Annotated in this window: 9 protein-coding genes; 6 read left to right on the plus strand and 3 right to left on the minus strand. The window is 58.6% G+C overall.

Annotated elements, in window-relative coordinates:
* The first annotated feature begins 88 nt into the window (after positions 1-88).
* Positions 89-490, plus strand: coding sequence for a DUF3800 domain-containing protein (locus tag ACN080_RS03315; RefSeq protein WP_419105441.1), 402 nt, complete (start codon positions 89-91; stop codon positions 488-490).
* Between the two features lie 778 nt (positions 491-1,268).
* Here ACN080_RS03315 and ACN080_RS03320 read toward each other — a convergent pair.
* From ACN080_RS03320 to ACN080_RS03330, 3 genes are all read right to left on the minus strand, one after another.
* Positions 1,269-2,648 (minus strand): NAD-dependent succinate-semialdehyde dehydrogenase, encoded by a 1,380-nt coding sequence (locus ACN080_RS03320; protein WP_419113043.1) that lies wholly within the window; start codon positions 2,646-2,648, stop codon positions 1,269-1,271.
* 128 nt (positions 2,649-2,776) lie between these two features.
* The gene (gene gabT, locus ACN080_RS03325; RefSeq protein WP_419113044.1) at positions 2,777-4,120 is read right to left on the minus strand and encodes a 4-aminobutyrate--2-oxoglutarate transaminase; all 1,344 of its coding nucleotides are present in this window, start codon (positions 4,118-4,120) and stop codon (positions 2,777-2,779) included.
* 73 nt (positions 4,121-4,193) lie between these two features.
* Positions 4,194-5,681, minus strand: a complete 1,488-nt coding sequence (locus tag ACN080_RS03330) for an NAD-dependent succinate-semialdehyde dehydrogenase (RefSeq protein ID WP_419113045.1) — start codon at positions 5,679-5,681, stop codon at positions 4,194-4,196.
* Positions 5,682-5,897: 216 nt separating this feature from the next.
* Here ACN080_RS03330 and ACN080_RS03335 point away from each other — a divergent pair, with 216 nt between their 5' ends.
* From ACN080_RS03335 to ACN080_RS03355, 5 genes are all read left to right on the plus strand, one after another.
* Entirely contained in the window at positions 5,898-7,544 is a 1,647-nt protein-coding gene (locus ACN080_RS03335; RefSeq protein WP_419113046.1) for a hypothetical protein, read from the plus strand.
* 110 nt (positions 7,545-7,654) lie between these two features.
* Positions 7,655-8,245 (plus strand): arsenic metallochaperone ArsD family protein, encoded by a 591-nt coding sequence (locus ACN080_RS03340; RefSeq protein ID WP_419113047.1) that lies wholly within the window; start codon positions 7,655-7,657, stop codon positions 8,243-8,245.
* A 58-nt stretch (positions 8,246-8,303) separates the two neighbouring features.
* Positions 8,304-8,765 carry a GyrI-like domain-containing protein gene (locus ACN080_RS03345; RefSeq protein ID WP_419113048.1) on the plus strand — a complete coding sequence of 154 codons (462 nt, stop codon included), beginning with the start codon at positions 8,304-8,306 and terminating at the stop codon, positions 8,763-8,765.
* Between the two features lie 98 nt (positions 8,766-8,863).
* Entirely contained in the window at positions 8,864-9,745 is an 882-nt protein-coding gene (locus tag ACN080_RS03350; RefSeq protein ID WP_419098836.1) for a DUF1295 domain-containing protein, read from the plus strand.
* Positions 9,745-11,526, plus strand: coding sequence for an AMP-dependent synthetase/ligase (locus ACN080_RS03355; protein ID WP_419113049.1), 1,782 nt, complete (start codon positions 9,745-9,747; stop codon positions 11,524-11,526). The genes ACN080_RS03350 and ACN080_RS03355 overlap by 1 nt, the downstream gene beginning before the upstream one ends.
* Positions 11,527-11,578: the final 52 nt, after the last annotated feature.

An 11,578-nucleotide genomic window follows, 5' to 3' on the forward strand; every position in this document is an offset into this window, starting at 1 on the left:
CAGGTGGTGTCACCAAGAATCACTTTCCCACTAGACTACACACAAGACACACCCATATGACCTGAGACACTGTTATATTTCTTGGCAGGTGCCACCAGGCACTACAGGCAAGCCCGAGAACCTGGCGGTTAACCGTCAGAAAGTCTACAAGTGGCTTATCCAAAAGATTGATCAAGAGCTTGCATCTAGACATTCTCTAGGGATTATCTATATGGATGGCGATGGAAGCGACACCTCGTATCGTGATACTCACCGTAGCCTACCTCGTTCCGAACGGAACATTATCGAAGATCCTATTTACCTGGACTCTAAGACATCACAGTTCATGCAGATGGCAGACCACGTAGCCTGGTGTGCAAACGCCAGTATCGCCCAAATACCCAAACATTCTTTTGCGCATCGATGGTATGAACAGTACTTATCGGTAAGAGATGTGGCTAGAAAACCAATTATTTTAAATACACCTGATATAGATCCTTTAAACAGCTAGAACCCCTTGTTCTACCTGTGTAGAGGGGTTCTGCGCTTCTAAATATACTGGTTTGGACACGGGCAAGTCAAGAGTAGAAAATTTCTCTGATCATCCGCTTAGAACCGCCCTCGCTTACCGGCTCGATGAAGTGAGCGGGTGCGCAACACCCAGGAGCGAACGGAGTCCGCGGCAAGGCCGGGGCGCGAATCGCCCTTGCGAGCGAAACGCACCGGGCAAGAGGGTCCGCAGGCAGGTAGCACCCCTAATCTCTTGAGATAAGAAAGTAAAAGTATGGAACACCATAAATTGGTCCGCTACCAGAGAACCACTTAATTAGACTTTCTTCACATCAAGCCGGGAACAACGTCCTAAATCTAGAAAATCTAGATTCCAAACAGAAAGTTATGCCCCATGAAGACCTCCCTAAAGCCCATACCATCGCTCTTCCTGAAGGTCCCACTGGTAGGCATAGGTGGTATCTCAGCTACCGCAGTTGCCCACCGTTTTACCCTATAAACCTATGTTTACAACACCAGAAGAATCCAGGGAAGCTCTAAACGCCCTAGCATCATCCATGCTCTTCTTAATTTCTTTAGTGTCCTCAATACTCATAATAATTTTTCTGACCTCCAGGGGTGGGCAAGAATATCCACATCATCGTCCCACTCATGACTTTTTACTGCCTGGTGAATCTAATAAATAGCTGTAGAAAAATTTATATCAGCCGACACCAATAAGTGAAGCCTGCCTTCACCTTCTCTATCAGAGGGTGAAGACAGGCTTGACCGTATGGCTCTTACTTCTGCACGAAGTAGAGGCGCTTGTTGACAAACTCGTCCATGCCGTAGGGGCCCAGCTCACGGCCATAACCGGAGTTCTTCACCCCGCCGAAGGGAATCTCAGCTCCCTCCCCGGCAGGAGTGTTCACATTGGCCATGCCCACATCCAGCTGACGGGCCAGCTTCTCGGCACGCTCCCGGTCCTGGGAGAAGACCGCACCACCCAGGCCGTACTGGCTATCATTAGCCAGAGCCAGGGCTTCCTCATCACTGCTGACCCTATAGACGGTAGCAACAGGGCCAAAAAGTTCCTGGTAGTAGACCTCAGAACCCACAGGAACATCGGTGAGGACAGCTGGGGAGAAGTAGGCGCTGGTGTCATCGAGTAGTTCACCACCGGCGTGCAGGGTGGCACCGGCGGCCACGGCCTCATCCAGTTGCTTCTTGAGGCCCTCAGCGGCAGAACGAGAGGAAAGAGCCATGTAGGTAGTATCGTCAGCTTCGGTCGGCTTGCCGGGCTTCATAGCCTGGGCCAAGGCAACCAGTTCAGCTACGAACTCGTCATAGATGTCCTCCATGACGATCAGGCGCTTATTGGAGTTGCAGGCCTGACCGGCGTTGTACATGCGGTAGCCCCAGGCGGTTGCCGCGGCGGCCTTCACATCGTCGGTATCAAGCACAATGTAGGGGTCAGATCCGCCCAGTTCCAGAACGGCCTTCTTGAGGTTGCGTCCTGCAATACCGGCAATAATGGATCCGGCGCGCTCTGAGCCGGTCAGGGAAACACCCTGAATGTGGGGGTGCTCAATGATGGTTTCAATCTGCTGGTGGCTAGCAAAGACGTTCAGGTAGGTGCCAGCTGGTAGACCAGCGTCCAGCATCAACTGTTCGATAGCCTGGGCGGAGCGGGCACAAATTTCGGCGTGCTTGAGCACGATGGTGTTACCCAGCATCAGGTTGGGCGCGGCAAAGCGGGCCACCTGGTAGTAGGGGAAGTTCCAGGGCATGATTCCCAGCAGGGCGCCCAGGGGGCGACGCTGAATGTAGGCCTCAGAGCCTTCGGTCTGGGAGGGGATTGGCTCGTCCTTGAGCTGGTCAGGAGCGATATCTGCATAGTAGGTGAAGATCGCGGCGGAGAACTCAGCCTCTTCAATCGCCTCGGGCAGGGACTTACCGGTTTCGGTGCAGATGATTTCTGCTAACTCCTGCTTGCGCTCTTCAAAGAGCTGACCGATCCGGCGCACAATGGCCGCACGATTCTCCAGGCTGGTCTTGCGCCAGGTCAGGTAGGCGGCGTGGGCGCGCTCTACAGCCTGGATGGCTTGCTGGTCGGTGAGAGTTGGGAAAGTTTCGAGGATCTGCCCGGTGGTGGGGTCCTCTACGCGGTAGTTACTCATGGATCATATTCCTTTTGTGTCTCTTAGGGTTGATGCGGCTAGGCGCTCCTAGGCCGACTAACCAGCTCGCAGACGATTCATGCCAGCCAGCCGATTGCCGGGGACACCCGCCCGCCTATCGCTGGGTATTAGCCGGCGACCTTGCGGATTTCTTCAACGAAGATATCCAGGGCCTGGCCCAGCAGTTCATCACCGATGGTCAGCGGCGGCAGCAAGCGCACCACGTTACCGTAGGTGCCACAGGTCAGAATGAGTACACCGCGCTCAGCGCAGGCGGCGGCAATCTCTTTAGCGGCGGTGGCGTGGGGTTCCTTGGAGTCGGAATCTGCCACGAACTCCACGGCGAACATAGCGCCACGGCCACGGATTTCACCCACGATGTCCAGCTCTTCAACCAGGGGGGCCAGCTTCTGGCGGGCGATTTCTTCAATGTGGCGGGCGCGGGCAGAAAGATCCCACTCTTCCATGGTGTCGATAGTGGCCAGGGCTGCGGCGCAGGCCACGGGGTTACCACCGTAGGTGCCGCCCAAACCGCCGGGCTGGACTTTGTCGAAGAGTTCGGCGCGGCCGGTGACAGCAGAGAGGGGCATACCACCGGCAATACCCTTAGCTGTGGTGATCAGGTCAGGTTCGATACCTTCGTGGTCGCAGGCGAACCAGCTACCGGTGCGGCAGAAGCCAGCCTGTACTTCGTCAGCGATAAAGACGATGCCCTTTTCGCGGGCCCAGGTGACGAGCTCGGGCAGGAAGCCCTCGGCGGGTACGATGAAGCCGCCCTCGCCCTGTACGGGTTCAATCAGGATTGCGGCCACATACTCGGAGCCAATCTGCTTTTCGATCATGTCGATGACCTTGGCGGCAGCTTCCTTACCGCCGACGTTGCCATCGCGGTAGGGGTAACTCATGGGTGCGCGGTAGACCTCGGGCGCAAAGGGGCCAAAGCCCTTCTTGTAGGGTGCGGCCTTGGCGGTCAGTGCCATGGTCAGGTTGGTGCGCCCGTGGTAGGCGTGGTCAAAGACCACTACGGCGTTGCGCCCTGTGGCGGCGCGAGCGATCTTGACGGCGTTTTCTACAGCCTCAGCGCCGGAGTTGAAGAGCACGGTACGCTTGTCGAAGTCGCCGGTGGTGAGCTTATTGAGTTTCTCGGCAACAGCCACGTAGCCCTCATAGGGGGTGACCATGAAGCAGGTGTGGGTGAAGTGGCTGACCGCTTCTTGGACGGCGGCCACAACCTTGGGGGCCGAAGCGCCCACGGAGGTCACGGCAATACCGGAGCCCAGGTCGGCAAAGGAGTTACCGTCCACATCGACGATCACACCACCGTCTGAGTCTGCGGTGTAGACAGGCAGGGTGGAGGCCACGCTACCGGGTACGTTGGCGCTGCGACGGGCGGCCAGTTCTGCTGAGCGGGGGCCGGGGACGGGACCGTTTAGCTTGATTTCTTGGGGCAGGCGGTAGGTAATCTCAGCCATGGTTTTCCTTAAAAAGTTTTGTAATTACAGAAAAGTTGGGTGTCCGCCGGTGGGGACCGGCGGCGCAGGGTAGCTAGCTGGTGTAGGGGTTACGCATGCCGATGTACTGAATGGAGGAGTACTCGTCAATGCCTTCTGCCGCGCCTTCACGGCCCATACCGGACTGTTTGACACCACCAAAGGGGGCCGCCGCGTTAGAGACGACACCGGCGTTGAAGCCCATGATGCCGAACTCTAGGTGGTCAGAAGCCCGGTAGAGGCGGTCGATGTTTTCGGTAAAGACGTAGGAGGCCAGGCCGTATTCGGTGTCGTTGGCCAGGGCGTAGGCTTCGTGTTCCTTGCTGAAGGTAAAGATGGGGGCGATGGGCCCAAAGATTTCTTCGCGGGCTACGCGAGCGTCCAGGGGCACATCAACTAGCACGGTGGGCTGGAAGAAGTAGCCGGCGCCCTCCCCCTTCTTACCGCCGGTGAGCACGCGGGCACCCTTGGCGACAGCATCTTCAACCAGGGCAACCATGGAGTCCTGGGCCTTCTGCTCAATGAGCGGGCCGCAGGTCACGCCCTCATCCAGGCCATTGCCCACCACCAGTTCGCTCATTTTCTGGGCAAACTTCTGGGAGAACTCTTCGGCCAGGGATTCGTGGACGATGAAGCGGTTAGCGGCGGTGCAGGCCTCACCGATGTTGCGCATCTTGGCAGCCATGGCCCCGGCAACCGCCTGGTCGATGTCGGCGTCCTCAAAAACGATGAAGGGGGCGTTGCCGCCCAGTTCCATGGAGGTACGTAGGACGTTCTCAGCGGCCTTTTTAAGGAGTTGCTTACCCACCGGGGTGGAGCCGGTGAAGGAGACCTTGCGCAGGCGCGAATCGCTCATGATGGGCTCGGAGATAGCTGCCGCCGACTTGGAGGAAACCACGTTGAGTACACCTGCGGGCAGGCCGGCGTCCATGAGGGTTTGGGCCAGGTATTGGCTGGTGAGCGGGGTTAGGCGGGCTGGCTTGAGCACCATGGTGCAGCCTGCGGCGATGGCGGGGGCTACCTTGCGGGTGCCCATGGCCAGGGGGAAGTTCCAGGGGGTAATGAGCAGGCAGGGGCCAACCGGCTTGTGGCGGGTGATCATGCGCAGGTGCCCTTCGGGGGCGGTGAGAGTGCGCCCGTAGTGGCGGGGGGTTTCCTCGGCAAACCAGCGCAGGAATTCGGCACCGTAGGTGACTTCTCCCAGGGCTTCGGCGTAGGGCTTACCCATTTCTAGGGTCATGAGGGTGGCAAATTCTTGGGCGCGTTCAGTAACGAGCTCGAAGGCGCGGCGGAGAATTTCGGCGCGTTCGCGCGGGGGGCTGGCGGCCCAGCCGTTGCCTCGGGTACCGCGTTCAGCGGCGCAGGCGGCGTCGAGGGCGGCGAGCGCGTCGGCTTCGGTCGCTGATGCTAGGGTGGCGAGGTGTTGGCCGGTGGCGGGGTTTTCAACGTCGAAGGTTCCGCCGTCGGAGGCCTCACGCCATTGCCCACCGATAAGTAGGCCGGTGGGGACCTTTGCCAAAAGTTCCTGTGTATCCAGGGTCATGAGGGTTTTCACCTTTCAGTGACTGTGTGTCTAATGTCTCGCGGCTGTCCTATCCATCTTACGCCCTCCCCTGCTAGGCAGGTAGCCTGCCTCACATGCCGACGGGCGGGTCATGTTTCGTTATTAAAGTTTGTGGGGTGAACGGCAAAAAGTAATCTCCCCTAGCCACCGGTCATTCGGGTCATAGCCCCCTGGAAACGTGCAAAAATAGTGACCATGAGTTTTGATTCGCACTCCGAGCTCCCCTCGCACCTTTTAGCTCTTGCTCAGATGACCCAGTGGTACACGGATGCACACCAGCTACCTCTTGAGCTTCGCCTGAGAGTGCACGAGGGCGCTGTCGATACCGTCCGCACCTCTGTGACCGGGGGCGCTGATAGGCCGGTTCCAACCGACTACGCCCAAGCGGTTACAGTTGCCGCCCTTGATATAGCCCGGTCTGAAGATTTTTCAGGCTCCTTCACCGTCCGCATCAATAGCAGCCCTGGCGGGCAGGTGATCGTCAAGCAGGTACCCCTTGCTAGCGCTGATTCCCAGCCGGCACCGGCCGCTCAGCCCCAGCAGATTATCACCGCTGATGGCCTGCAATTACGCGCGGCTTTGATGGACCGTGGGCATACTTCGGGCTATTCTCCCCAAGAGATTGCCAACGAAGAAAGAGAACGCGGTTTTTCTTTTTCTCCCGAACTCAAGTTCTACAGGGCTTTGGTGCGTGAAGGTGTGGTTGCACAGGCGCAGGGGCGCGATGTGCTGGCCTCTAGTCCACAGGCTGACTTCGGGGCTTCAAGCCTCGACAGTGCCCCCTGGAAGGCCCCGGCCACCCACGATGGTACCGTGCAGGCTGTATTGAACCACCGCCTGTGGATCGAGATAGCCCACAGCGATAGCCACCTGTACGCCATCGACCTGGCTCCAGGTTCTGCCGGTGTTATCGGTCAGATTATTGCGCGCCCTATTGGCGAGGCCTCCGTCCCTGTGCAGGTTGCAAGTTCACTGGCCCAGTTTGTGGTAGGTGAGGTTGGAGGCGACCAAGGAGCCCAAGCTCCCCAGGGCACTTCTCAGAACGAAAGCCCGTTTGGGCAAACCGTTGCCTGGGTTGGCACCGTAGACCCTATCGCCTTCCCCTCGCTCTTAGGCTGGGCAGGGTTTCCGGCTGAGTCCCGCTACCGGCAGGCACTCCAAGAGCTGGCTGACCCGGCTCCTGCTGAGGGTGAAACCGACGCTGAAACCGTCGAGCAGAGAACAGCAGGGCAGGCGGAGACTTCTGGGCCGCTAGAAGATGCTACTCCTGGAGAGGCCAAGGTCGCAGAAGATGCCAGCGCTCTCTTCTCTAGTCAAGCCCCCACCGAGGCATCCTCTCCCGTAGCAGATACTGAAGCTACCGCCGGGTCCGCTACCGATTCAGGTAAGCAGGCGGGTGCAACCAGCAAAGCCGACGAGCCTGAGTACTCTACCAATGTTGAGGGGACCGAGGCTGATAGCCCTAAGGCACCCAGCGCCGAGTGGCAAGAAGAACAAGCCAACGGCGCCCAACCCGACAATGAGCCGGAGCGGGCAGAAACCGTTCAGTCTGAGGCTTCGGAGGTCAGCGCCGACAATACTAACCCCGGCAAGACCTACGCACCGATTTCGCCGGAGCAGAAGAATATCGCCACTGCTATTGGCACCCTGGCCTTTGGCACCAAGGAACAGCGCGAGGAATACCGTGCGGCAGACGCCAGCCTCATGCCCACCCGTGATAGGCGCGGTAAGAAACTGTCACTCACCTCAGCCTCCCCGGGTGAGGTAACAGCCCAGCGTGAGGATAAGCAGCCCGAAGGTAACCTGCGTTCCGCCCTGCGCAAATTCTTTACCGGCAGCTAGGTAACTAGAGGCGCGGGGGCACTATCTGGGCGTAGGCTAGGGTCTAACTTCTTCTCATATCTGCTGGGAGAAGAGCTAGCACCCTTGCACACCCCGTCAAAGGAGTACCCGTGGCCCGTATCGCCAAGGACACCATCGGCACCACCGCTCTAGAAGTTTTCATTCCAGCGCCCGGCCAAAACCCTGACGACCCGGGCGATAGCGCCCGGCAGGATTTTTTGCGCCAGGCGCAGGAGCTCCTGGATGCCGGTCTTGATATCGCCGTCTACTCCACGGACTCTTACCCCTCTGCTTTTAGGGACTGTGAGCCGGTATCGGATCAGATTGCTATGGCTGGGGAAGCGGTCCTACCCATCCTGCTGGTGGAGGGCCTAGTCAAGGTGTCTTATATGTACCCCACTGCTGAGCAGATGCGCCGTTTCTCGCACTTTTCTGAGGTCAAACAACCCAAGGTGAACGCAGCAGCTGCGGCCTGCGGGACCGGTGGTGCCCAAGCTCCGGCAAGCACACCTACCCTTGAGCCAGCTGGCTTTGCGGCCGTCCTTGCGGGGGTCACCCAAAAACCAACGGGTGGCCCCGACATCGGCGGGCGCCGCAACCTCATGGGCGGCGATTTCGGGCAGGGCCTGCCCGATGACGGTGACCCCCTGGTGGAGTCGCAGTCCACCTGCGGATGCGGCGGATGCGGGTGCGGCAGCTGACCGGCCGTTGGGTGCTGGACACTAGAATAGTGCTGATTTTATTTTCTAAGGAGTGGCGATGATTGGTGCGCGGGTAGAGCACAAGGACGAGTTCTTTATTGCGGGGTTCCGCCAGACCGTCAAGCAGGGGGCTGGAATCGGTGAACTCTGGAAGAAGCTGACCGACCACGCCCAGAAGCGCGGTGTTACCATGCCAGAGGTTCATTCCATGGGTGTCATTGTGGGCATGAATGCCGCAGGCGAGTTCGACTACATGGCGGGAATTCTGGTGGAGAACCTAGAGACCGCTCAAGCTCTAGGGCTTAATGCCCTTAAGGTGGATGGCGGCGATTTTGCTGTGACCACTGTTCAGGGTGCTGTGCCTATGAGTACTATGGCAGGTGTGGATCACCTCATGGGGACTTTCTTGCCCCAAGCTGGTTTTAAGGCCAACGGCCCAGTCTTTGAAGCCTACGGACCGGGTGACCCCTCGTCTCAAGACTTTCAGATGCAGGTGTGGGTTCCGGTAAAACCAGCCTGAACCAGCTCTGAGCTGGGGGTGCGGGGCACTCGAAACAGCAACTATATTTATAACCCCTGGACCGCTCAAGCTAGCGGGTGCGAAAAGGTAAGGGAAATATGTCTCAAAAATTAAAAGCACTGGTCAGCGTACTTGGGGTAGTCATCCTGATTTCTGCTCTGGTAGCTAGCGGCGGTAGCTACCGGGGTGAGACCTTAGCGGGTGGGTTCCCGCTCTTTGCGAGCGCCGTGGTGCTGTCCTACCTGATTCAGTGGCTCTTTTTCATCCCCGCCTACGCCCTAAAGACCGAGAAATTCTATGATGCTGCCGGTGGTGTGGGCTTTGTGGGAGGAACCCTCTTTGTGATGCTTGCTGCCTCCTCTCTGAGCCCTCTTGCCTGGCTGCTGGGGGCCATGGTTATTCTCTGGTCGCTCCGCCTGTCCCTCTTCCTCCTGGTTCGGGTCATGCGCAGCGGGGGCGACGGCCGCTTTGACGACATTAAAACCGACCCCGTACGCTTTTTTATCGCCTGGACTTTGCAGGGGCTGTGGGTTGCGGTAACAGCGAGTGCAGCCTGGGCGGTCATTACCTCAGGCCGCCATGCTGAGCTGGGCTGGGTAAGCTATCTGGGTGTACTGGTGTGGCTGGTAGGTATGGCTCTTGAGATAACCGCCGATGTCCAGAAGAGCCGCTTTAAGGCTGACCCCGCCCACCGTGGTGACTTTATCCAAAGCGGGGTCTGGTCGGTGTCGCGTCACCCTAACTATCTGGGCGAGATTCTGGTTTGGGTGGGTGTTTTGGTGACCGCTGCTCCCCTGCTGGTGGGCTGGCAGTGGGTAACTATCTTGTCGCCTGTTGTGGTGGTTCTTCTTCTTACTAAGGTCAGTGGTATCCCCAAGCTGGAGGCTCGTGCCGATGAACGCTGGGGCGGCCAGGAGGCCTATGAGGAGTACAAGCGGAACACCCCTGTGCTGATTCCGGGCCTTAAGGGTAAGAACTAGTGAGAAAGCGGACATCGGTCTCATCAGCTTTGATGGTTGATCCTGAGCAGAAGTACCGTAACCTCAGTGACGTTTTAGAGGAACGGCTTTCACAGAACCCTGAGCACATTGCTTTTGATCTGCCGGTGCGAGGGTCTACAGGTGCCATTGAGGGCTGGAAGCATGTCACAACAGCAGAGTTTCACCGGCAGGTTCGGGCCGTTGCGGCGGGTCTAATAGCCCAGGGCATAGGTTTGGGCGACCGCGTTGCTCTTTTCTCACCCACCGTTTATGAGTGGGCTGTAGCTGACTGCGCCCTGATCTATGCAGGTGCCCAGGTGGTGCCCATCTACGACACGAGCTCACCCCAACAGGTGGGCGATATTCTGGCCGATGCCGGCGTGGTGGCTGCTTTTGCCGGGTCGCAGGGGCATGCCGATACCCTGACTCAGGCAGGGGAAGAACGCGGGCTGGACCTTGCCATCTGGTGCTGGGAAAGCTCGCTTGCTTACCCCTGTCTGGCCGATCTGGAGGAGGCAGGGCGGGGCCTTGAACAGGTGCAGGTGGACCAGCGCCGAGCTCAGCTGAGGCCCGCAGATATCGTTACCCTGGTCTACACCTCGGGGACCAGTGGGGCGCCCAAGGGCGTAAAAATTAGCCACCTGAATATGATGGGGCAGGTTCTCAACGTTGCAGCTGCCTACTCGGAGATTGTTCATGAACAGGGCAGGACGGTTATTTTCCTGCCACTGGCTCATGTTCTGGCGCGAGGCTTACAGCTGGTGTGCCTGGTCAAGGGGATGCGGATCGCCCACCTTTCAAACCCCAAGGAGCTGATTTCGCAGCTACCGCATACCCAGCCCACCTTCTTAGTGGTGGTTCCGCGCGTCTTAGAGAAGGTAGGAGATGCGGTGTCCAAGCAGGCGCAGGCTAAGCACCTGGGCAGGGTGTGGCAGGCCGCCGAGCGAACCGCCTTGGCTGTAGCCCGAGCGCAGGAGCAGGGGGTACGCCCCGGTCGGCCGCTTCTTTTCGCTAGGGCCGCATACGATGCGCTCTTCTTTAGCAGGGTGCGTTCCTTGCTGGGAGGAAAAATTGAATGGATACTCTCAGGCGGTGCTCCCCTAGCTCGTGAGCTATCACTACTTTTTGCGGGCATGAAGGTTCCGGTGGTGGAGGGCTACGGCCTGACCGAGACTACCGCCCCACTGGCTGGTAACAGGCCAGGTGCTATCCGCTCAGGGACGGTAGGTTTACCCCTGCCCGGCGCAGAGATCCGCATTAGCGAGGAAGGGGAGGTCTTAGCGCGGGGCATCGGTGTGATTTCGGGCTACACAGATAGTTCTTGGGATCAGCTGGCTTTTACCGAAGACGGCTACCTGAGAACCGGTGACCTGGGTTCCCTAGACGCGGACGGCTACCTGACCATTCGCGGGCGACTCAAAGATGAAATTACAACAGCCGGCGGCAAGTCCATATCGCCTTTTACCTGGGAGGAGGCGGTTACCGCCAGCCCACTGGTGGAACACGCGATCATGATAGGAGATAAGAGACCCTACCTTGTTGCCCTGATAGTGCCCAGCGAAGATGGCCGGGCACTACCTCAGGCGGCTTGCGCTCAGGCTATCCAGAAGCTGGTTGAAGATGCTAATTCCCTGGTGGCCCGCAGTGAGCAGGTCCGCCGTTTTAAGGTCATTGAGCTAGATGATCAGGACCCGGAGCTTATAACCCCCACGCAGAAGCTCAGGCGCACAGCGCTTTCTAAGCGCTTCGGTCAGGTCATTGATGAGCTCTACGCCGCCTAGCTGAGCCCCTGTCAGAAAGTAGCGGCCCCGGGGGAACATTCCCCGGGGCCGC

Origin of the sequence: Rothia sp. CCM 9416, from assembly GCF_048513535.1 — a bacterium.
Classification (GTDB): Bacteria; Actinomycetota; Actinomycetes; order Actinomycetales; family Micrococcaceae; genus Rothia.

Bases quoted from the DNA above. Each gene is read 5' to 3' on its own strand.
- ACN080_RS03350 (WP_419098836.1), top strand. From the start codon at position 8,864: ATGTCTCAAAAATTAAAAGCACTGGTCAGCGTACTTGGGGTAGTCATC.
- ACN080_RS03330 (WP_419113045.1), bottom strand. From the start codon at position 5,681: ATGACCCTGGATACACAGGAACTTTTGGCAAAGGTCCCCACCGGCCTA.
- gabT (WP_419113044.1), bottom strand. From the start codon at position 4,120: ATGGCTGAGATTACCTACCGCCTGCCCCAAGAAATCAAGCTAAACGGT.
- ACN080_RS03335 (WP_419113046.1), top strand. From the start codon at position 5,898: ATGAGTTTTGATTCGCACTCCGAGCTCCCCTCGCACCTTTTAGCTCTT.
- ACN080_RS03320 (WP_419113043.1), bottom strand. From the start codon at position 2,648: ATGAGTAACTACCGCGTAGAGGACCCCACCACCGGGCAGATCCTCGAA.
- ACN080_RS03345 (WP_419113048.1), top strand. From the start codon at position 8,304: ATGATTGGTGCGCGGGTAGAGCACAAGGACGAGTTCTTTATTGCGGGG.